The organism is Duncaniella sp. B8 (assembly GCF_005304985.1).
Taxonomy (GTDB): Bacteria; Bacteroidota; Bacteroidia; order Bacteroidales; family Muribaculaceae; genus Duncaniella; species Duncaniella muris.
This window is the reverse complement of sequence record NZ_CP040121.1, coordinates 2,870,777-2,891,694: the sequence shown is the minus strand read 5'-3', so window position 1 is coordinate 2,891,694 and position 20,918 is coordinate 2,870,777. Positions and strand designations below refer to the sequence as shown.

The 20,918-nt window shown below is 45.3% G+C and carries 19 protein-coding genes, 1 tRNA gene and 1 pseudogene; 7 read left to right on the top strand and 14 right to left on the bottom strand.

The window, feature by feature from the left end; all coding sequences use genetic code 11:
* Nucleotides 1-355 precede the first annotated feature (355 nt).
* From FDZ78_RS12250 to FDZ78_RS12235, 4 genes are all read left to right on the top strand, one after another.
* Nucleotides 356-1,702 (top strand): site-specific integrase, encoded by a 1,347-nt coding sequence (locus FDZ78_RS12250; protein WP_161953446.1) that lies wholly within the window; start codon nucleotides 356-358, stop codon nucleotides 1,700-1,702.
* 83 nt (nucleotides 1,703-1,785) lie between these two features.
* Nucleotides 1,786-1,965 (top strand): hypothetical protein, encoded by a 180-nt coding sequence (locus tag FDZ78_RS12245; protein WP_107036983.1) that lies wholly within the window; start codon nucleotides 1,786-1,788, stop codon nucleotides 1,963-1,965.
* Between the two features lie 2 nt (nucleotides 1,966-1,967).
* Entirely contained in the window at nucleotides 1,968-2,573 is a 606-nt protein-coding gene (locus FDZ78_RS12240; RefSeq protein ID WP_161953445.1) for a GNAT family N-acetyltransferase, read from the top strand.
* 181 nt (nucleotides 2,574-2,754) lie between these two features.
* Complete coding sequence (locus tag FDZ78_RS12235; RefSeq protein WP_107036982.1) at nucleotides 2,755-3,297, top strand: TetR/AcrR family transcriptional regulator; 543 nt, start codon at nucleotides 2,755-2,757, stop codon at nucleotides 3,295-3,297.
* Nucleotides 3,298-3,841: 544 nt separating this feature from the next.
* Here FDZ78_RS12235 and FDZ78_RS12230 read toward each other — a convergent pair.
* The 14 genes and pseudogenes from FDZ78_RS12230 to FDZ78_RS12165 all read right to left on the bottom strand — a co-directional run bounded on the left by FDZ78_RS12230 (nucleotide 3,842) and on the right by FDZ78_RS12165 (nucleotide 17,266).
* Nucleotides 3,842-4,381, bottom strand: coding sequence for a hypothetical protein (locus FDZ78_RS12230; RefSeq protein ID WP_107036981.1), 540 nt, complete (start codon nucleotides 4,379-4,381; stop codon nucleotides 3,842-3,844).
* Nucleotides 4,360-5,952: pseudogene (locus tag FDZ78_RS12225) on the bottom strand (RHS repeat domain-containing protein); the annotation flags it as partial. The pseudogene FDZ78_RS12225 and the gene FDZ78_RS12230, both read right to left, overlap by 22 nt.
* Entirely contained in the window at nucleotides 5,945-6,409 is a 465-nt protein-coding gene (locus FDZ78_RS12220; RefSeq protein WP_123475526.1) for a hypothetical protein, read from the bottom strand. The gene FDZ78_RS12220 and the pseudogene FDZ78_RS12225, both read right to left, overlap by 8 nt.
* Nucleotides 6,406-8,436: an RHS repeat domain-containing protein gene (locus FDZ78_RS12215; RefSeq protein ID WP_228449333.1), complete on the bottom strand. Its 2,031-nt coding sequence runs from the start codon at nucleotides 8,434-8,436 to the stop codon at nucleotides 6,406-6,408. The genes FDZ78_RS12220 and FDZ78_RS12215 overlap by 4 nt, the downstream gene beginning before the upstream one ends.
* 537 nt (nucleotides 8,437-8,973) lie before the next feature.
* Complete coding sequence (locus FDZ78_RS12210) at nucleotides 8,974-9,711, bottom strand: hypothetical protein (protein ID WP_124076413.1); 738 nt, start codon at nucleotides 9,709-9,711, stop codon at nucleotides 8,974-8,976.
* A 2-nt stretch (nucleotides 9,712-9,713) separates the two neighbouring features.
* Nucleotides 9,714-10,670 (bottom strand): relaxase/mobilization nuclease domain-containing protein, encoded by a 957-nt coding sequence (locus FDZ78_RS12205; RefSeq protein ID WP_124076415.1) that lies wholly within the window; start codon nucleotides 10,668-10,670, stop codon nucleotides 9,714-9,716.
* Nucleotides 10,651-11,037 (bottom strand): hypothetical protein, encoded by a 387-nt coding sequence (locus FDZ78_RS12200; protein ID WP_124076417.1) that lies wholly within the window; start codon nucleotides 11,035-11,037, stop codon nucleotides 10,651-10,653. Before FDZ78_RS12200 ends, FDZ78_RS12205 begins: the two co-directional genes overlap by 20 nt.
* A 185-nt stretch (nucleotides 11,038-11,222) precedes the next feature.
* On the bottom strand, nucleotides 11,223-11,702 hold the full coding sequence (locus FDZ78_RS12195; protein WP_136408638.1) for a DUF3408 domain-containing protein: 480 nt from the start codon (nucleotides 11,700-11,702) through the stop codon (nucleotides 11,223-11,225).
* Entirely contained in the window at nucleotides 11,699-12,784 is a 1,086-nt protein-coding gene (locus FDZ78_RS12190) for a DUF6371 domain-containing protein (protein WP_107036991.1), read from the bottom strand. Before FDZ78_RS12190 ends, FDZ78_RS12195 begins: the two co-directional genes overlap by 4 nt.
* Before the next feature lie 90 nt (nucleotides 12,785-12,874).
* Nucleotides 12,875-14,248, bottom strand: a complete 1,374-nt coding sequence (locus FDZ78_RS12185; RefSeq protein WP_240740278.1) for a DUF3987 domain-containing protein — start codon at nucleotides 14,246-14,248, stop codon at nucleotides 12,875-12,877.
* The gene (locus FDZ78_RS12180) at nucleotides 14,229-14,546 is read right to left on the bottom strand and encodes a helix-turn-helix domain-containing protein (protein ID WP_160631494.1); all 318 of its coding nucleotides are present in this window, start codon (nucleotides 14,544-14,546) and stop codon (nucleotides 14,229-14,231) included. The genes FDZ78_RS12185 and FDZ78_RS12180 overlap by 20 nt, the downstream gene beginning before the upstream one ends.
* Before the next feature lie 374 nt (nucleotides 14,547-14,920).
* The gene (locus FDZ78_RS12175) at nucleotides 14,921-15,910 is read right to left on the bottom strand and encodes a DUF6043 family protein (protein ID WP_123543107.1); all 990 of its coding nucleotides are present in this window, start codon (nucleotides 15,908-15,910) and stop codon (nucleotides 14,921-14,923) included.
* A gap of 212 nt (nucleotides 15,911-16,122) precedes the next feature.
* Nucleotides 16,123-16,195 (bottom strand) — tRNA-Lys (locus FDZ78_RS12170).
* Nucleotides 16,196-16,612: 417 nt separating this feature from the next.
* The gene (locus tag FDZ78_RS12165) at nucleotides 16,613-17,266 is read right to left on the bottom strand and encodes a flavodoxin family protein (protein ID WP_124076480.1); all 654 of its coding nucleotides are present in this window, start codon (nucleotides 17,264-17,266) and stop codon (nucleotides 16,613-16,615) included.
* Between the two features lie 401 nt (nucleotides 17,267-17,667).
* Here FDZ78_RS12165 and FDZ78_RS12160 point away from each other — a divergent pair, with 401 nt between their 5' ends.
* The 3 genes from FDZ78_RS12160 (at nucleotide 17,668) to FDZ78_RS12150 (ending at nucleotide 20,842) form a co-directional block, all read left to right on the top strand.
* Nucleotides 17,668-18,039 (top strand): transposase family protein, encoded by a 372-nt coding sequence (locus FDZ78_RS12160; protein ID WP_107037111.1) that lies wholly within the window; start codon nucleotides 17,668-17,670, stop codon nucleotides 18,037-18,039.
* Entirely contained in the window at nucleotides 18,014-18,979 is a 966-nt protein-coding gene (locus tag FDZ78_RS12155) for a transposase (protein WP_240740261.1), read from the top strand. Before FDZ78_RS12160 ends, FDZ78_RS12155 begins: the two co-directional genes overlap by 26 nt.
* A gap of 636 nt (nucleotides 18,980-19,615) precedes the next feature.
* Nucleotides 19,616-20,842 carry an MFS transporter gene (locus FDZ78_RS12150; RefSeq protein WP_016564142.1) on the top strand — a complete coding sequence of 409 codons (1,227 nt, stop codon included), beginning with the start codon at nucleotides 19,616-19,618 and terminating at the stop codon, nucleotides 20,840-20,842.
* The last annotated feature ends 76 nt before the right edge of the window (nucleotides 20,843-20,918 follow it).

The window sequence follows — 20,918 nt, the reverse complement described above, 5'->3', positions numbered from 1 at the left end:
CACCGGATATTGCCGTATATTGCGCCGATTTGGGGTAAGAGGCAAAAAGCAAAACCTCCGAAAATCGTTGATTTTCAGAGGTTTTCTTCGATTTGATAAATCTTATCGTGATCCGCCTGGGAGTGACATTTGTGAATCGTATTGAATCGTAATGAATTTTAGCATTCAAAGCTAATTATTACGTATTGATTGATTATCAGCGCCTTATCATAACAAAGCCATTCGAGACATTGAACTTTGGAAATCATCAGGGCGCAAGTAGAGGCAGAAGATGTGGACAAAGCGTGGACGGAAATTTTGCCATGTGGTACAAAATTGCGTAATTTTGTACCACATCAAAATAATCTCTCTGAATATGGCAACCATAACACGCTCTCTATCCTCTAAGGTCAACGCCAATGGCGAAGCTGAAATCATGTTGCGACTGTCGGTGTCGCGCGAACTGCGTCTGCGCCTGAAAAGCGGCATCTTTGTTGAGGCTACCCGTTTTCGTGACGGTAAGATCATTATGCCACGCGCAGACCGAAAGACACTAGCAAAGTTACAAATAATAAATGACAATCTGATATCTTTGGAGAGCCGACTGATTTCGCTCTGTGTAAGCACACCACAAAAGTCTCTCTCCAAAGAATTTTTCGAGGACGCTATTCTGCGTCACCACCACCCGGAACTGTTTGAGGCCGCTCCGAAGAAGATGTCGTTTTTCGATGTGTTCAATGAATTTCTCGACAAGCATCTTGACGGCGCACCACTGTCAGGCCACTACAAGGTGCTTGCCCGACTGTTGCGTCGCTTTGAGCTGTACAGGCAGAAAACGACCCGGACAAAGTTCACGCTTATTCTCAACGACTTTGATTCCGCTGAGATAGAGCGGTTCAAGGAATTTGTGGTCAATGAGCCGAAAATTTATGACAAATATCCCTCAATATACAAGACCGCCTCTGATGTCGTTGAGACTGCACGTAAGCCCCGTCGCCCGGAGAAACGCGGCGAGAATTCTGTCATAGGGATACTAAAAAGGCTTCGGGCTTTCTTCAACTGGTGTGTGAGACGTGGCTATCTCGACCGCACTCCGTTCGCAACTTTCACAGGTATAGGCAGTGAGAAATACGGCACTCCTTACTATATCACAATAGAGGAGCGCGATTTGATAGCCGATTTCGACCTGTCGGATAAACCGGCTTTGGAGGTGCAACGCGACATATTTGTTTTTCAGTGCCTTATCGGTTGCCGAGTGTCGGACTTGTTGGAAATGACGTCGGGAAGCATCATAAACGGTGCAATCGAGTACATCCCCAACAAGACCAAGAATGAACGCCCGGAGGTTGTACGAGTGCCACTGAATACACGCGCACGGCAATTGGTGGAGAAATATTCTGCCAAAGGAGCTGAGAAACTGTTTCCTTTCATCAGCGCACAGAAATACAACGAGGCAATAAAAAAGATATTCACTCTCTGCGAGATAACCCGAATGGTGACTGTACGCAATCCAAAGACCGGGGAAGAGGAGAAACGCCCGATAAATGAGATTGCAAGCAGCCACATGGCACGGCGTACATTCATCGGCAATCTATACAAGAAAGTCAAGGATCCCAGTCTTGTTGGGGCTTTGTCAGGGCATAAAGAGGGCAGCAAGGCTTTCGCCAGATACAGGGAGATTGACGAGGATCTGAAAAAAGAACTTGTCAGCTTGCTCGACTGATGTTATTTTATCAGCCTATTAAGCTGATTATGTGAGAAATTTGTTGTACCTTTGTAATTGAATTAGTAAAAGGAGATAAAACTATGGCAATGACAATTAAAACATCCCCCGAACTTTGGGGCGAAGATGCAAGAATCTTCACCGAGGAAGCGGAGCGCAATGGCAAATTGCCTACGCCAAAACTCTCGGAATCACAGCGTAAGGTGCTTTCCACAATGTTGGAGAGTGCCAAGAACATCATATTTCCTCCACGGAAAAATTGACAATGGCTGAATTTATTTTCGTAGAAAACACCTTTATGGTGCCTTATACCAAGGAGGTCGCAGATTACTGTGACCCCTTTTCTTGTGGAGATTACGACCTTGACGATTTTTTCAGCCATGATGTCTTTCTCTATGAGGATGAATTGCTTGGCAAAACGTATTGTTGGATAAACCGAGAGAATCAGCGTGAAATTGTGGCGATTGCCACTCTCTCCTACGATGGCATTAAGACCTATACACTCGACAATCCGTCACGAAATGCTCTCCAACGAAAGATACCCCAGCAAAAGCGCCACCGCAGCTATCCTGCGGTGTTGATTGGTCGCCTCGGTGTGAACAAGACATTTCAAGGTCAAGGATTGAATATAGGCACTCAGCTCATGGATGTCCTCAAATACTGGTTTATGGACGAGAATAATAAGGCGGCTTGCCGCTATATGCTCGTTGATGCCTACAATACCGAATCCACTCTGCATTACTACCTGAAAAACGGCTTTAAGCCTCTATATAAGACCGAGCAAGGAGAGAAAGATGCGTTTGGCATATCTGCCGATGAGGATTTGAAAAGCCGGATTTTCTTCTTCGACCTAAAATTGATAACAGCATAATTTCCTCTGCATTTTCTGCATTATCCGCATTTTGCGTGGAAAATTTTAGTAAGAAGACGGATAGATATGAAACGCGAGTCCATACGTCATACGGGTATGGGGTTGCGCCGTATCTTTCTTACAGGTCTTCCACAACAACCCTCGTGTTAGATACGACGCTTCTCCATACCCTTTTTGCGTAATGTCGAAACATCGGGAACAATCGTTAAGAAATAGGTCGGATATACTTAGAAAGTGCTATCCGCTGGTTGCTATCGGCAGTTGGGACGCTATCGCGATTTCCGATATTGAAAAGGTAATCAAGCAGACAAGGGGTGCTATCGCATACTATTTCAAGAATAAAAAGACTCTTTTCGCCAATATCCTCGACGAACTGTTCTTCCCGGTGTTCGCGCTCTCGGATGACGAACGCGAGAAACTATCCAAGGCTACTGTCTCCGACTTCTATAACAGATACAAGACCCCGTTTGAGCGAGTCCGCGATGATTTAAGGGATAACTACGGTGTCGAAAATCCGTCACAGGCAATCTTCAATCTATTCATTCAAGGCTCCAAGCACTACGACCAATTCACATCAAACGTCGGCGAACTGATGCAGCTGGAGCAAGACTTCATGAGCCGCATAGTCGGAGGCCGTGTAAACAACATTCTCGACCTAAACCGCGTCTATGTCGAGAATATCGGAAATATCTTTATCGAGTCAATGAATTTTGATTCTAATTAATAATATATCATTCATTTCAGTAAATTTGATATGCTATTATTTTTACGCTGATTGAGAGTGTCCGGGATGATTTAAGGGACAATTACGGTATAATAAATGCGGCACAAGCTATTTTCAATCTTTTCATACAAGGCTCTCGGCATTATAAGAATTTCACCAAGAGCATCAACGACCTGATGATTGAGGAGGTTGACTTTATGAGCAAAATAACCGATGTTGTGAATTATACCAAATAGATATGTTTCGAAGGTATATTAAAAACATAGGAATAATTTTTGTGAATTTAATTTCAAGGGGCGAATTTTGATGTACAAAATTATAATTCTACCCGCATATAGATTTTCCAATTTTAATTCACCTAAAAGATTTTGTCATAGTTTAATTTTCTGAACGTCACGCTTAACGACAAACATTTATATTATGAGGCTGGAATCAGTTTTAGTAAAAACCTGATTCCAGCCTCAATTCTAAGAGAATTTTATTGAACTCTGTTTATCTATCAATCGTATCTCACCAAACACTCATATGAGAATTTCGTGATGACCTAATTATGGCTTCGATACTGTACATTAAACGAGTTTTCAATCACACTAAAAAGGTCCTCGTAATTTTGAGGAAGGACATTGAGTATGCCAATTTCAAAATTATCTTTTCTGTAAAAACGATTTAAACGCTTAGTGTTTTTATTTAGATTAATGTGATTGCTAAGTTTATTTAATCGAGAATTGTCCGACTCTTCCAAATAAACTTTAAGATGACTAATAAGTTCACTATAATCCGAAAACTTATTTGGTTCATATATGATATAAATGTACTGATAATCTTTGAGTTCTACAACAGTTATCCCCATATCATAATCCACCCTTTTTACCATTTTTTTAGGCAAATTGAAAGAATATGATGGTATGGTATTAATTGTATCACCAGAACTTGGATTGGCATAGGCATATCCTAATACTTTTATGAGAGAGTAATCATCTCCCCCATTCGTGTTGGGGGAGATAATTGCTTTACAAGAAATCAGGGTGCATACACCAATTAACATAATTGCTAATTTAATAGCTATTTTGTCTTTGGTTTCCATTTATGAATCTTATCTACAGCTCTCTCAAATGATGAGAATTTGTAATTGTCAGAGTTCAATGCCCCAGTCCTGTTATAGAATCGTATTCGTTTTTCAACGGTTACATTTGGTGAACCACCAATTGTATTATGATTATTAGGAAGCTGAACCATCTTATAACCTAATACTACATTAGGACTATCTCCAACAGTATTATCTATGTCAGTTTGAGAGGGTAAATTATTGTATAATAACTTGCTATCACCTTCATGGAAGATTAACTGCGGGTGAGAATGCACATCATAGGAAACCCTGTCTCCAACGTTGACAAGAGCGTCAATTGCATCTTTCCAGTGAGCATCGTTAACAACATCGCCCTCTCCCTCAACAATTGGGGAAATCGTGCCGTTTTTTCCAACCCGGAAACCATGTTCATTGCCGGTTTTCTCGGTTAGATCATATGTTTCTTTCATGGTCTTTACAACTTCTCTTGATGGAACAGCCATACATTTGCCTTCGCTGACTGCGAGTGCAGCTTTATCCTTATCCTTCTTCGTTATAAAAACCATTACCCTGACATCTTTTTGATCATCTATGGTTTGAATATATGCTCCATTTTCGTTAAAATAGTCAGTTAATCCTAATGGGTCAACACGATTTATCGGATTGTTATGACAAAAAGTATAACTGGATATATCGGGCGAAATTTCTTCCATTGGATCCGTTGACATCCACAGACTGAGACGTGGATCATAGTAACGAGCACCGTAGTAGTACATACCTGTTTCCTCATCGAATTCCTTCGCGTTGAAGAGATAAGGCGTGTTCCATACGTTGTTTCGCTCCTCGATGAAGACCTCTCCGAAGGGGACATACTCTATGTGCTGAACCACTTCACCGTCAAGGTTGGTGATGAAGCTGGAGCTGCCGAGGTGGTCGGAATGATAGAAGAACTGCAAGTTCTCGTAGTTGTCGGGGTCTTTGAACGACCGCGAAACCGCGCGGGTCTGAGACTTCCGTGCCTCTGCCACCGCCGCCTCCATAGAGCCGTCGTTGCAGCAGAACCCTTCACCATCGGCATAGTTGTCATTGTCAGTACCGTTGTAGGGAACATCGAAGAACTTGTAGTTGTCCTTGATTACCTGTTGCTGGGCTGCATACTTCGATTTGTAGTCAACCGAAAGACCGTCGGTGTTCGCACCGGCATACTCGATGCGACGCGGGTCTGAGCCGTAGGAGGCGAAATCGCCGACCTTGGACACGATGCGTTGGCTACCGGCGTAGATATGCTTGGTGTAGCGACCTCCCTGATTTGCCACGAGATACGGGCTTACATAGAGGGAGAATTTAGCGGTGTTGGTCGAGCCGCCGGAGAAAACTCCGTTGACATAGACCTGATCGCTTTCGCCCGAAGTCTTGACAGTGCGTTCACCATCGGCATCGTACCAGTAGTTGGACACGAAACCGTTGTCGTCCACAGCAAGCAGACGATTCTCCTCATCCCAGATGAGCTTGCGCTCACCGACACTGTTGTCCCTATGTCCGTCAGTCATAACCCGGTTGGTGTTTACATAGACTATGCCATTAGATTCCATTGAAACCTGTTAGGCTTAGGTCCTTTTTTATTCGGTATATATATATATACCCGGTTGGATGAGCATATTTTATAAAAACACATTTTTTATTGTATTTTATTGCTTTTGCATAACTTGGTGATTTATCGTCAAAAATAGTTGTTTTTAAACTATAATACATCTCCTTAATAGGGGCACCAAATACCATCACATAGGAATATCTTCTAAAGTCTATTTTATTGGACTCAATGAAATTCTTAACATCAACAGTATCGTTCACCGATTCAATACAAACCTCAAGATCTTCTTTAGTATTTATAAACCTATAGGCATCAGGATAGTACGGAGTCTTAAGTGTAGTGAGCTTATAGCAAGCACTATATTTGATATAGTGCTTGCTATAAGCGATAGAGAGTAGACTTAAGACTATTGTCGCAGTAAATACGACAATGAGAAAAAGTCTTTTTTTTGTCATTTGCCCTGCTTTCTTAATGAGTTATTGGAATTGTAGTAAATGCGCCATTTACCTCCATTTGCTGGATATGGTTGCAAATAATCTGATGAAGGCGAAAATAAATCCATTAAGCCGTAATGGTAATTTACAGATTCACTTGTGCCTTGCACTCCATAAAATTTGAAATATTGAGCAAATACATACGCTATTGGTCGTTGTGACCCAAGCAAAGCTCCTTGTTGATGATCTCCTTCTCCGTGTGGATGTGGATTTGTGTCTGCAGAATGGCAAGAATACATATATAACATCGCATTTTCAATATTGCCAGTCGGTTGAGGAAGATCTTGAATATTTGGAGCAGGAGACCTTGAAATATTAGTTTTCCCATCTCCTGTTGCCGTAAACTGCTGACCTTCACCAACAAGAATTGATTGATTCTTCCCGTGCGTCATAATTAATACTTCAGAAATCTCAGTTCCATTCATATTTTTCCAATCTTCTGAGAAAGCCTGAGTAGTACTTGTCTGACTCATGGCTACACTTCCAGCTCCATACTTTTTGATGCCGTCATTATATTGCACTTTTGCTTGTTTGCTGAAATCTTTTGAATAAAATATGAATTTCTTGATATTCTTAGTATCTGTTATGACCTGCCCATCTAAATCAGTCCATTCTTTTCCATTGTAATCTATGTATATTATAGGATTATTGCCTGAGAAACAGTAGGAAGAATGGCTATAATATTCTTCTTGTGCTGGGTCAGTTGACATCCACAGGCTGATACGTGGGTCATAGTAGCGGGCACCGTAGTAGTACATACCTGTCTCCTCATCGAACTCTTTAGCGTTGAAGAGATAAGGAGTGTTCCACACGTTGTTGCGCTCCTCGATGAAGACTTCGCCGAAGGGGACATACTCGATGTGCTGAACTACTTCACCGTCAAGGTTGGTAATGAAGCTGGAACTTCCGAGGTGGTCGGGGTGATAGAAGAACTGCAAGTTCTCGTAGTTGTCGGGATCTTTGAAAGACCGCGAAACCGCGCGGGTCTGAGCCTTCCGAGCCTGCGCAACAGCCGCCTCCATTGAACCGTCATTGCAGCAGAATCCTTCGCCGTCAGCATAGTTGTCGTTGTCAGTGCCGTTGTACGGTACATCGAAGAACTTGTAGTTGTCCTTGATAACCTGCTGCTGCGCTGCATACTTTGACTTGTAGTCAACCGAAAGGCCGTCGGTGTTGGCACCGGCATATTCTATGCGGCGCGGGTCTGAGCCGTAGGAGGCGAAATCGCCGACCTTGGACACAATTCTCTGCGAACCAGCGTAGATATGTTTGGTGTAACGACCTCCCTGATTAGCCACGAGGTACGGGCTGACATAGAGGGAGAATTTCGCGGTGTTGGTCGAGCCACCGGAGAAGACTCCGTTGACATAGACCTGATCGCTTTCTCCGGATGTCTTGACAGTGCGCTCTCCGTCGGCGTCGTACCAGTAGTTGGACACGAAGCCGTTGTCGTCAACAGCAAGCAGACGATTCTCCTCATCCCAGATAAGCTTGCGCTCTCCGACACTGTTATCTCTATGGCCATCCGTCATTACGCGATTGGTGTTGACGTAAATAAGGTTGCCGTTTTTGTCGTACTGGTAGATGTGACCGTTCTCCACTTGTTGACCTTCGGGAGTCTCCTCAGTGCGGTAATTAACATCCTTTACACTTTCGAGTTGGAATTTCTTTCCTTCTTCCGAACTGTAGGCGTAAGTGAGGTCGTAACCGACATTGAGGGTGCCGTTGAACTGAACGTTGTCCTGAGTGAGATGCTGGCTCTTCGACTTGATGCGGTGCATATTGTCATAGCCCATAGCGAGGGTATAGGATGCGGACTTGTTGTCTGCTCCGGTGTATGTACCTTTGGCGGTGGCGAGACGATAGAGACCGTCATAAGTATAGGTGTGCGACATCTGGCCGCCGGCATTGCCGTTGGCAGGGAGAGAAGCATTATTTGCCACCGAAAGTACATTGCTGACCGCATCAAACGTATAGGCGTTGTCCATAATGGATGTGCCTCCGCTGTTGACAGCGAGATTGCTCAGGCGGCGACGGTTGTCGTAGGTGTAGAATGTCTCCGCGCCGTTGCAGTACTTCAGGTAGCTGCGCTGCTCGAACTTGTCGTAGCCTAACTTGGTGATGTAGTCATAGCCGTATGACTTCTCGCCGCGAACCTTTTCAAGGAGACCTCCGAGGTTGTAGGAATAAGTAACCTTCTCCTCGTCGGGATAGATCATCTCGATGAGTCGGTTGTGGCTGTCGTAAGTCCACTGGGTGACGTAGGTTGCAATCGCCTGATTTGGCACGATGAGAGTGCGGCGTGTCTTGGTCTGATTTAAGGTCACACCATTATCAATAGATATGCTTATACATCGCGTCAGAATCATTACAGGAGTTGAGATTGCTATTCCATCTTAATTAACAAAATTACGGATAATATTTAAACCAACAATGCGATATGCTGAAAAACATATCAGTATTACTCCGATTAAAAGAGAAATGCCACCGAAAGCTCATGTAGCAGCCGGTGGCATGGGATATATTTAGGGATTGGTAGGATAGTAGTTTACAAAAGTGGTGTCGGCTTGGGTTCTATGCTCCTGATGTCGGATTAGCGACCTCATGCTGTCAACTTCGTTGGGCTTGCCGTGGAGCATAAGGCGTTCACGGTGCATTACCACATTCATGTCGCGGTTAAGTCCACGCTCGTAACGGTAGAGCCATTCCACATCTTTTAGCTTTGAGTTTTTGTTGAGCTGATAGAAGAATCCATAACCGAATCCTCCGGCGGCGATAAGTAGAACAGCAAAGATGGCATAGACCCAATGTGGGGTAGCACGCCACCATTGCCCCCAAATTATCGACTGAGCTTTGTAGCGCATGTCGTTCACCACGTCATAGAGCTTTCTTCGCTCATCCGCAAACTCCCTGCGGAATCCTTCATAAAGAGCGTCCTTGACCTTGTCTCCCAGATTGTCGGACAGTACATCCGCAACTCCTTTCGACAGGCTACCCGGCAGTTGCTCCATGACTTTTTTGAGTGTGCCGTCGGTTGAAGTTTCCAGTAGCTTCTCATCAAGCAGTTTGCCGATGCTTTCATTGGTTGCTATGTTGTCGGGCAATTTCACCGTTATCGGCCCTTGATTGACTGCTTGTGGCGGTGGCGTTGCCTTCGCTTTTGTTTCGAGGGTCTCGATGCGGGTGGTGTGGTTGGTTACTGTCTTTTGCAGGTCGTCAATCTGCTCACCTTGTTTCTTGACGTCATCATATAGCTTTGACATATTCAGATTTTTCTTGATTTGCGTTTACGTTTGGCTTCTTCTTTCTTGATGGCGTTTTGAAACGCCTGTTCCTCAGGATCGAAGCCGGGGCCGAGAGTGAACAAATTTCCGATTGCCCCGACGGTGGCTTCAATCACATCTTCTACAAGTGAGGGCTTTTGCGTCGGGGTATATTCGACCGTTACTTTGGGGTGTGCCGGAGCATGATCAGACTGTTGTTGCCCATGCCTGCGGTTGAACTCAAAGAGGTTGTTCAGTCGGCGATATGTGAAAGCACGGTCGATTTTAGACCCGTTGACCGTTATGTCACCGTCTGTAAATTTCACTCCGATGTGTTTGCCGGTGTTGTGGTCATCATGGAATTTTACCTCAATTCCTGCACAGGCGAGTCGGCGCGAGAATTCATCCCACGACTTACAGCCATAAATCGCCTGACTGATCCGCTCCTTAAATACCGGAATTTTGTCCTCGTATTTCTGTTTCAGCGGCGAGTATGTGAGTCCGTATTTGTCCTTGATAGCCTTTACAACACGGTCGCTGCGCCTGAAATTCTTGCGCTCGTCGACTGCATTGCCTGACATATTCACACGGTTATAGACGATATGAAAATGCGGATGTTCGGTTTCCAGATGGCGCACGACAAGATACTGGGTGTTCTTGATTCCCATACCGTCTATATACTCTTTTGCGAGCTGAGCCATGAATTCATCGGTCAGTCTTGACGCATCGGCGGTGTCAAAACTGATGGAAATATGTCCTGCCGGATTCTCCTTGCCGGGCATAAATCCATGTATCGCTTCAAACGACTGAACCATTTTCGCATAGTCGGAGATGAAGATATTATCGCTTCCGATGATGCGCCATGTGTCTGGTGTGTACTCTTTCGGGTCGTGGAACTGGCGCGTCACATACCCCACGACATCGTGAAACGTGCCGCTTTTAAGTATTCTTGCAAACATAGTCAGTCTCTTTATTGGGTCTTAATTTTTTGAGAATGTCAAACATCTTATCGACGACGGCGGCTAATTTATTGGCCGCGCTGCGAAGTTTGAGCTGATGAAAACAGGTCATTGCCTGATTGAAATCGGAGCTGAGATTTAGTATTCCTTTGGCAATCTCCTTTTCAATCTCGCTCAGGCGACTGACGATAGTGAGACGGAACGCGCCATGCCTGACATACTCCGCCATCTTTACTCCGGCGGCTTTTGACCGCTCCAGAAGGTCGGAGTATTCGGCATCGTTCAGTTTGATTGTCACCACATGGGTGCGCTTCTCATCGGTCGGTTTAGAGGGACGACCGCCCTTCCTGACAGTAGGTTTACTCATAGTAGACATTGTTGTGGTTTATGTGAATCGGGGAGGCAAAGAGCGGCTTATGCTGCGCAGTTTTGGGGAGTCGTTTTCGGAGAAAAAGAAATCCCGAAACATATCCTTGCCTTCCCAATTCACTACGTTCATCGGGAAGCTGCCCCACGGTGTACCGGGTGCAGTGGTATCCCGACATTATCATCTCAGAGTTTACGCCATATTTCGATGTCGTTGGCATAGAGATTGAGATGCTCCAAGAGGACGGCGTTGATGTAGCTGCCGACGGTGGTGTCACGGTCGCCGAGGATACGGGCGATGCGTTCGAACTTCTCCCACACGCTGTCCTCAATGTTGACAGGGTGACGCTTCTCCAGCTTTGCCGGCGTGAGATAGGTAGCCTTGAAATCGGCGTAATCCGATTTGCGCTGTTGCTTGCCCACGCGCTGTTGCTTCGGTGGCTCGGTAGTGTCGGTTGCCGTCTGCTCGTTGTCGAACAGATTGTCTGTGTTTGCAGGAGAAGTGCTGTTGACAGCGTTGTCGCTGTTAACAGGATTGACAGGGTTGGTTGAGTTATCTGACTTCATAATAAAATCGGGATTATGGGTTGATACTTTGGATTCGGGCGCATCGGTCAACTGAGTTGACTTGGATGCGGTTGTTGACGGAGATTTCTTTGCTGTCATGATTTATCAGTTTTTGAGGGTTTGTGAATAGTATCAGTATCCGGGTTATACCGTTCAACTGACACAAGAGTGAGTTGCAGATCATCCATGAGTTTCTGCAAAATCGGATTACAGCGTATCATTGATTGCAGTATCGCTTGGTCAGGCTCGATTTGCAGCAGATAATCTGCTATGTCGAGTCCGGCTGTTCGCTCGTCATCAGTGGCAACTTCTTCAAGGAGGTTGAAGATGCTTGCCTCGATACCGAGACTGCGTAACAAACTCAGCTTCTGCCGCCACTGGTCGGTCGCGCCAATATCGGGATACAGGATAACCTGACAGCCACGGAGAACACGAAGTGCATCGGCATTAAAGCAACCGTTTTTACCACCTGTTGCCAGCCACACATATTCCGGCAGATAATAAGATGCCACGATTGCAGTTTTTTCGCTCTCGACAATGGCAACCGGTTTGCCTCGGTTCATCGGCAAGAGGTGTTCGCCGAAAAAGCACTGACGCAGATTGAACTCCGGCAACTTCAACAGCGAATGAACCCATGTCACATGATTGAATGGCTCTTTGACACGCTTGCCGTTTTCGGCATTGTAGAGCATGACCTTACCCGTGCGGACACAACCTTTAATATCGGTCTGCCAGAAGACGCATGATCCCGGCCAGTGCTTCGATGTGCCTACGCGGTAATCCTTCATCAGACGGAGCGCGTCCTCGGGCCCAAACTTGGAGCGGAGGAACAGATAGAGATTGTTCTTCTCATATCCGTGCAGAGTCTGTGAAACAGTCTCTGCCGCGATGAAGGAGGTAGGCTTTAGCTGCTCGGTCGGTTTGGCTCGCCATGCTGACGGAGTTGCGAAATCACAGTGCACAGGCTTCGCCTGTGGATTACGCTCGAAATATTCCTTCGGCGTAAGATGATAGCCGCAGCTCTGTTCATGGTCGCATCTGCCGACATCGTCGGGAAACGAGATTTGTTTCTCGGTGTCAATATACCGGCTGAAACAACGTTTCTTGTGGCAGGCGGGGCAGGGATGTCGTGTAGCCACTCCTTTGTATGGCTGGAGAATGAATCGGTGTATATTATTCATAGATTCTCAAAAAATCGGTTCGCACTATCTGCATTATCTGCATTTTGGTTGGAGGAAAATGCAAAAAGTGCAGAAAATGCAGGTTTACAGTCATATCTTGCCATAAATTCCATGACGTATTTTCTGAAAGTGAATCCCGGTGAAACGCCTGATAAAATCCTTGAAAGTACGCTCCGGCATAGAATTGTCGGCTGCGATTTCAACACCCTGTTCAGTTGTGAACTCATCGGGTAGAGCCGACATCACGGCTCTTTGCAGTTCCGACAGCGACAGCTCGCGGATAATGCCCTGCACTCTTGTGGCGGTTGTCTTGAAATAATCCACAAGTGATATGGCATTTTCAACCGATACAAGCTCTATTTCCGATTTGTCAGCTTCACCACATGCCCAGCGCGCCATTTGCATTATTAGACAAAAGCGTATGGCATGGAAATCGAACTTGTTATAGACACCTTTCAGTGCGTCACATTCCTCCCGGTTACATTCCTCAGTGTTCTGACGTTGCCATTCGTAAAGTCGCGATTTTGCCTCAGGAGTGAAAGGCAGAATCCCAGCGACGATATTGCCGTCATCATCGGTTTCGTAGGGCATTGCCACAAGTCTGCCGATGATGTCAGCCCATGCCGCTTCTATGTCGAACGATGGTTCTCTGTCGCTCCACGGCTGCTTGTCCTGATTGCCGGGCATAACGAACAGCAGACGGTCGATGAAACCATTTGAGGTGCGACTTCCCTGAGCCAGCTCATTGAGTATACCGTTCTGTATAGTTCCCACAACCGAGATAAAAGGACGGCTGATATAAACCGAGTTTTTCACGCCCTTGCGGTCGGAGAACGACGGATTGGCATTGAACAGTTTGAGCCAGTATTCCTCGTCAGAACCTTTGTTGTAGCGGTTGAAGTTCTTGAACCATCCTGCAAGCTCGTCATTCCACATAAGTATGCCACGCAGATTCTGCGAGTGAATAAGCAGCATGGCTTCCGGGGTGGCATCAGAAATAAGAAAACGTTTGCATACCGGGGCCACAGGGTGTGGGGCTGTACGCTCCTTCATCGGCAGTTCACGCTGACGCTCGTATTCCTCGCACTCCTTGACGTATGCGCGTGTTGCCTTACCGTCCAGCTCAGTGAACGGACGTATGGCGAAATTCAGCGGATGCGACTTACAGGCACCGGGTCTGCCGACAAGAGCCATGAAAAGAATCGCGCTCTCATCCCATTTCCCTTTGAGCCGGGCGAAATGGGTATTGCCGATACCCAGCCCGACAGCCACAAGCATAGCTCCTGCCAGATAATCCACCGGGTAACCGTAACACTCATTCGCCTCCCGCACGATACGCTGAATCTTCATAGGCATGGCACCCAAAGGGAAATCGCCGCCTTTAATCTTCACGCTCATGTCAACGGCCTTGCCGAGCACGAGCATCGGGTCGATACCTTTTCTGTCAGATACGTTCTTTTCCATACTCATTAAGGACTTTGTTAACAGCCGACGTGCGGTAATACACTTTCGCGCCCACAAGCACGGCTTCAAGATATTTGCTCCTACGCCAGTTTCTAAGGGTGTTGGCGCATACACCAAGCATCCGCATCACCTCCAAACGGGGAATAAGCGGATCTGTGTCCGCCGCCTTCAACGTAGGCAGCAGTTCCTCCTTGGTCTTTGCTACTATATAGTCGGCAAATTCCTTGAGGTCGCACAGGGGGATGGCCAGTGTAAGCCCGGCCACTCCTTCCTGCAAAAGTTCGGATAAACCTGTCATGTTGATTTTATTCGCGTCATCTGGGTTAAGACATTGACCGCACCGACAACAGTTAAATGCAGTCAAAGGCTGTTCAGCCTGACGCATCGGCAATCGTATTGAGGCGTTGGGGGCGACCGGTCTATTTTCCCCGTTGAGCCTCGTTACCACTATGCGTTTTCAGCGTTACAGCGGTGCAAAGAAAGCACAAATCTCGTGCCCTTGCAAATGTATAACACTGATAGATAGTGGGTTAAATTCGTTTTGGTTCGTAACGAAATAAAACGAAGAAATTTGTCTGAAATAGGGGTAAACCAAACTGCCAAAAACGACAAAAGCCACCCGACAAAATTGTCAGATGGCTTCTGCATTATGGTTTTGGTCGAGCGCTTATGTCAGTCGGCAAACATATAATCGGCTACACTCAGCTTCTCCCGGATGTCATTGTATTCGGAAATATACTCCGGCCGCTCGAACATTCGGATTTTGTTGCCCTTGTACTCGGTAAGCTCCATATAGCTCTTGTGACCCTCCTGTATGCTGCGCGGGGTTGGGATTGGTATTCCGGGATTATCCTTGTATCTTTCGGAGAGAGCGGAATGAAACTCGACGATATTGGTTCTCGCCAACGCCTGCCCCTCGTTAAGCACGATAAATAGCATGGCGAAATCCTTGCCGCTATTGCGTATCTTCACATGGTTGTCGATGCAGTCAAAGAGATAATTGTCGCCATTGGGCAAAAGCTCGGTCAACGGGCGACGACGGGCGGCTCTGCCCGGAGCACCTTTCTTTCCTGCGGGTTTTACAAATTCCCGTATTTCTTCCGAAGCTGTCTTCAACTTGGCGATGGTCTTGGCGGTAACGTTAGGTTCGCTGCCCATCTCGCGCTGTTCCTCGACAAAGTTAGCCCAGTCCTCTTCTGTTCGGCCTTTCAATGCTATGCTGCTCTTGATTATCCACTTGATATGGTGTTTCGCTCCCAAGCGTATAAGAAAATTAGTCTTGGGATTTCTGATAAGGTCTTCTCCGTACTCCACCATACACTCGAAGCTGCGCCCGTAGAACATCCATGCCAACATCGGCAGGAAAATGTTGCCGGGTATGTGGGGAGTATTCAGCCCTGTCAGCAGATGGTTCTCCATGCCTCCCTCGACAAGCATCTTTTCCAGATGGCCCACATCATTCGAGCTGTCATCTTTAAGATGCAGCAGCACGGCTGTCTCAAATTGCGGCATGAAAGCCTTGGCATGGTTGAATACCGCGATGAAGCCGGGGCCTTCGCGGTCATGCATCCAGTCGGTGAAGTTGCAGTATTCCTCGTGGTGTGTGGCTTTCCATTCGCGGAGAAGCCCTTTTGCGTGTTCAATTTTTTCCTCGTTGTTCATAAATGGGGGATAGTTGTTGCAGCACGAAAAATTCGCACCGAAATACAAAACACGCACCCCGGCCATAATGTTTGAGAAAATTTAACACTCAACATCGAAAAATTTTTGTCCACATCAGCGCAGCTCTTCATTTGGTGGACAATTTGTGGACAATCTTCAAAAATAAGAAAACCCAAACATCTGATATATAGATGTTTGGGTTTAATTTCAAGTGATCCGCCTGGGGCTCGAACCCAGGACCCCAACATTAAAAGTGTTGTGCTCTACCAGCTGAGCTAGCGAATCAATGCTTTGGTCGGTGACCGCTTGAGTTTTCAAGTGGGCTTTTCCTTAAAAGCGATGCAAAGGTAGAGAGTTTTTTTTAATCATGCAAATATTTTTGAATATTTTTTTCAAAAAAATGATTTTTCTTTTCGTTTTTCTTTTCGCATTTATCTTCTCAACTCAGTGTTCAAGATCATTCCGCACCGTTCATATGAGCAGCAACACATTATACATCAGATGATTGCCAGTAAGACCAGCATCATCAACCGCACAAACTGATTCTTCCAGACAAAAACATTCATTTATATCTGTCACAATTGCAAACTTATTTCATATGCGATTTTTTGGGAGTCATTATTTCTGTTTTTTTGACATCCGGGCCGTATGTCGATGACAACAATATAAAAAAACAAGCCCGAAACTGACTTTCGCCGTCCCCTACCCTTCATGCAATTGTCCGGCGATATCTTTGCCCGCATCAAAAGCTGCTTGCAAATCATCCTTAAAATGCACGTCACGCCAGTATGCCTTTTCCAGCTCGGAGAATGTCTCGACTACATATTTGGTATAATCCTGAAATTGATAAGTATTGAGTGCACACAGGCGCCGTGGTAGTGAAAATATATGTCCAAGGAAGTATTCTATATTATCAAATGCCCTGTAGGAGGCCATTTCTGGTAGTGCATTCATGGTGTAGACCGTTACGACAGGCATATTTTTCTTCGCAAGCGACCGGTAGCCCTTTTCATATGAGCCCAACGAGAAACACAACCGCTCGGCAAAGCTCCGTGTCTGACCGCTTACATCCATAAGATATACTGGCGATGCAACTATCAGGCAATCTGCATCGGCGATCTGGTCAAGCACTGCTGACAAATCATCGCCAATCACACATCGTCCATAGCTACCACCATCCTTCGCTTTACAGGCAAAACAACTGCGACATCCACTATACCTGAATTCATAAAGATCATACCACTTCACCTCTACTTCCGAAAGCACAGTTTGAATACCGGCAACCACTGAATCAGCCATACGAAGAGTGTTTCCATTACGCCTGGGGCTGCCATTGATTACTATTACTTTTTTCATTGTCTAACTAATTTTCAATCTTGTTCCTATTATTTTCACACTGCGAAATTACATGGAACCCAAAATAAACCAACAACTTACCGACAGGTATGCACCTTACCAAGAAGTTTGTTTCGTTATAGATCAACAACTTCTCCCTCCCCCATTTGCAAAAAAACAAGCTACCGGTATACCGGTCTATCAACAAGGCATGGAAATTCGATCTATTCAGAGGACTAAAAGATCAAGGAATTTTTCCATCAGCATCAATAAACAAATCAGACATCTCCGGTGTTATAGCCATTGACAAATTAATTCAACTATTTTAAATTCTGAACGGTTTCGTCTAACCGTTTGATGAATAAACGGGTCAAGCCGAAAGCACGGTGCATGAATTTTGAGAAAAGTGTTAAATTTGTGGCATGAAAACCGCAGATGCAATATGGATGTGCCTGCCCGAGGGCATGGACGAACTATTTGAAATGGTGCGCTTCGAGCGCACGGAACAGTCCTATGACATATGGCTTGACGAAAAGAAGAAACTGTCTGATGAAGACTATCGTAATCCAAATATCGTAGCGCGAGGCTATACGGATTATGTAACAATACAGGACTATCCGATGCGTGGACGGCCTGTATTTCTTCACATGCGCAAGAACAAGTGGTGGGACAGGCAGACCAACGAAATCTTCAGCTACAATCTCGAACTTCCCAACGAGGAAGGAACACGACTCAGCGCCGAGTTCGTGGCTTTTTTAAAAGACGAAGGTGGAGACGACAGCCCTGTCGATTAAACAGATAGCGCAGATGTACTGCGTCAACGGCAAACATTTTGCCGACTTGTACCGCAATAAGATAAGCGGTTACGCCGACTGGTGCGAACAGGAGCTTGGCTGTGGGTTCTATTTCAACGCCGATAATATCGGCCCTTACATGAGTCTTGATGAGACGTGTCTGAGCAACGGGGAGGTATGGACGTTCCTGACCAACAAGGACGGCCACGGAGGCAAGGGAACACTTGCGGCAGCCATTCCCGGAACAAAGAGTGACGAAATTATATCCATACTCATCGGAGCTATGGAGAAATCAATCAGACGCAGGGTCAAGGAAGTGACCTGCGATCTCTCGCCATCAATGATGCTCATAGCCGCAGAAGTGTTCTATAACGCCCATGTAGTCAACGACCGTTTTCATGTCCAACAGGTCTATAATGAGGCCGTTGACGAAATCCGCATTGACATTCGCCGACAGCTCATCGCAGAGGAAAACAACCGCAACAAGTCCGAACCGCCGGTAACGTACTCCAACGGAGAGACCATGCGCCAGATACTGGCTCGCAGCAAACACACTCTGATGATGTCGCAGAACAAATGGACTGACATACAGCGCCATCGTGTCAACATACTGTTCAAATACTATCCAATATTGAAGGCTGCATACAGCCTTGCGATGGAGCTGCGCAAGATTTTCAACGCTAAAATCTCACCGACAAAAGCCATGGGGAGGATGAACAAGTGGTATGAAAAGGTAATGGCATTGGGTAACAACAACTTCCGCTCGGTAATCAAAACATTCAAGAACCACGCCCCAACAATCCTGAACTATTTCCGTCGTCGTGCGACCAATGCCTCTGCCGAGGCATTCAACTCTAAAGTCAAAATATTTCGCTCACAAATGCGTGGTGTCCGGGACCGCGACTTCTTCATCTTCCGATTAGTCAAACTCTACGCCTAAAAATTTAACACTTCTAATTGCCCAATTTAACATATGCACCGTGCTTTCGGCTTGAGCCGAATAAACATTTAACGGAGTATCTGAAAAGTAATGGTAACGACTAGGAAACCGTGCGATTTTCAGCGTTTTGCGGTGTTTTACTATCAAATAACTCTTTCAGGTGCAAAGATACGACAAATCTTTGATATAGTATCCAATACAAACAGTATTCGCCATTTTTTGCCTTTCGATATATACCTATTTGCTTATGCCGTTATTTTTTGCAGATTTGGATAAAAAAGGAAAGGCAAAATTCAGGAAGCATTGAAATTCTTTACTTTAGTTAGTGCAAAAATCGAATAATTTATTGTAACTTTGCAGCGGATTCGGTGTGCATATAATACCATCCCAATTAAGATAAGTCGCAACATATATAGTGGTTTTCAATATGATTATGAACAATTGTACAATATTAACAGGTAAAAACACCGTTAATATTGCATATCATAAACCTTGGTAATTTTTCCACATTCAAATCTAATTAATTCGATTTGAATGTCATTGTCTTTGTAATCCGGCATGCTATTTCAGGCTTGTCGAGAGATTTTTTGTGCTATAAAATCAAGAAACATTCAAAAGATAAAAGGAAAAATTCAAATGGAAAAAATCAGAAATTGGAAACAAGATTTCTATACAATATGGGCGGGGCAAGCTGTGTCCCTGATAACAAGTGGGGTTCTTCAAATGGCCATCATCTGGCATCTGACAAATACAACAGGGTCTGCGATGGTGTTGTCAATGGCGACCTTGGTTGGGTTTCTACCTCAAGCGGTTTTAGGTTCTGCAATCGGAGTACTTGTTGACCGCTGGAACCGGAAAATGGTCATGATTGGTGCAGATGTCATCATAGCTTGTGCTGGACTGGTACTTACCGTAATTTCCCTGTCAGCGGAACTACCTGTATGGATAGTAATGCTCATCCTCTTCATTAGAAGCGTTGGCACTGCATTCCATTCCCCTGCGTTAAGTGCGGTAACACCTCTTTTAGTGCCTGAAGAACAGTTAGTCAAATGTGCCGGCTACACCCAGTCCATCCAATCGGCAAGTTTCATCCTAAGTCCGGCAATTGCCGCTTTTCTCTATGCAAAATGGGGGTTGAATTCTGCGGTTGCCCTTGACGTATTCGGAGCAATAATTGCCTGTATCACTGTTGCAATGGTTCACATCCCAAAACAACCGATTGAAGCGCTGCAGCAAGAAAACTTTTTCACCGAACTGCGCATTGGCTATAACGCAATACGACAAAATAAAGCTCTTTTCACATTGCTTTGGATAGGAGCAATCAATATGTTCATTTATATGCCAATCAATGCGCTATTTCCGCTGATGAGTATGAATTATTTCGAGGGAAGTACCTTGCATGCTTCCGTGGTGGAAATTGTTTTTGCAGTTGGTATGTTGTTGGGCGGACTTCTATTGGGCGCATGGGGAGGTTTCAAAAAGCGCATGGCAAATATCATCGGCTCTATCTTTCTTATGGGAGTGTCATTGACTGTTTCCGGCTTGCTACCAACCAATGGTTTTATGATATTTGCGATATGTTGTACGTTGATGGGCTTTTCTGCCCCATTCTATAATGGAGTACAGACCGCGCTATTTCAAGAACAGATACAACCCGAGTATTTAGGGCGTGTTTTCGGACTTCTTGGCAGCATCATGTCGTTTGCCATGCCGCTTGGGTTGGTAGTGTCGGGTGCATTTGCAGACCAAATCGGGGTAAACCGTTGGTTTTTGTTCTCAGGTATGGCTATTCTGCTTCTCGCTATAATAGCCTTATGTCTTCCACAACTTAGAAAGGTCGACAATCAAAAACAAAAATCATGATTTATGAAACGTAACTAAATCTAAACAGCAATAAGCCTCTGATAGGGAAATACGATTATCGGAGGCTTATTGCAAT

Coding starts and splice junctions, on each gene's coding strand:
- FDZ78_RS12250 (WP_161953446.1), top strand. CDS start 356: ATGGCAACCATAACACGCTCTCTATCCTCTAAGGTCAACGCCAATGGC.
- FDZ78_RS12245 (WP_107036983.1), top strand. CDS start 1,786: ATGGCAATGACAATTAAAACATCCCCCGAACTTTGGGGCGAAGATGCA.
- FDZ78_RS12240 (WP_161953445.1), top strand. CDS start 1,968: ATGGCTGAATTTATTTTCGTAGAAAACACCTTTATGGTGCCTTATACC.
- FDZ78_RS12235 (WP_107036982.1), top strand. CDS start 2,755: ATGTCGAAACATCGGGAACAATCGTTAAGAAATAGGTCGGATATACTT.
- FDZ78_RS12230 (WP_107036981.1), bottom strand. CDS start 4,381: ATGGAAACCAAAGACAAAATAGCTATTAAATTAGCAATTATGTTAATT.
- FDZ78_RS12220 (WP_123475526.1), bottom strand. CDS start 6,409: ATGACAAAAAAAAGACTTTTTCTCATTGTCGTATTTACTGCGACAATA.
- FDZ78_RS12215 (WP_228449333.1), bottom strand. CDS start 8,436: ATGGACAACGCCTATACGTTTGATGCGGTCAGCAATGTACTTTCGGTG.
- FDZ78_RS12210 (WP_124076413.1), bottom strand. CDS start 9,711: ATGTCAAAGCTATATGATGACGTCAAGAAACAAGGTGAGCAGATTGAC.
- FDZ78_RS12205 (WP_124076415.1), bottom strand. CDS start 10,670: ATGTTTGCAAGAATACTTAAAAGCGGCACGTTTCACGATGTCGTGGGG.
- FDZ78_RS12200 (WP_124076417.1), bottom strand. CDS start 11,037: ATGAGTAAACCTACTGTCAGGAAGGGCGGTCGTCCCTCTAAACCGACC.
- FDZ78_RS12195 (WP_136408638.1), bottom strand. CDS start 11,702: ATGACAGCAAAGAAATCTCCGTCAACAACCGCATCCAAGTCAACTCAG.
- FDZ78_RS12190 (WP_107036991.1), bottom strand. CDS start 12,784: ATGAATAATATACACCGATTCATTCTCCAGCCATACAAAGGAGTGGCT.
- FDZ78_RS12185 (WP_240740278.1), bottom strand. CDS start 14,248: ATGGAAAAGAACGTATCTGACAGAAAAGGTATCGACCCGATGCTCGTG.
- FDZ78_RS12180 (WP_160631494.1), bottom strand. CDS start 14,546: ATGACAGGTTTATCCGAACTTTTGCAGGAAGGAGTGGCCGGGCTTACA.
- FDZ78_RS12175 (WP_123543107.1), bottom strand. CDS start 15,910: ATGAACAACGAGGAAAAAATTGAACACGCAAAAGGGCTTCTCCGCGAA.
- FDZ78_RS12165 (WP_124076480.1), bottom strand. CDS start 17,266: ATGAAAAAAGTAATAGTAATCAATGGCAGCCCCAGGCGTAATGGAAAC.
- FDZ78_RS12160 (WP_107037111.1), top strand. CDS start 17,668: ATGAAAACCGCAGATGCAATATGGATGTGCCTGCCCGAGGGCATGGAC.
- FDZ78_RS12150 (WP_016564142.1), top strand. CDS start 19,616: ATGGAAAAAATCAGAAATTGGAAACAAGATTTCTATACAATATGGGCG.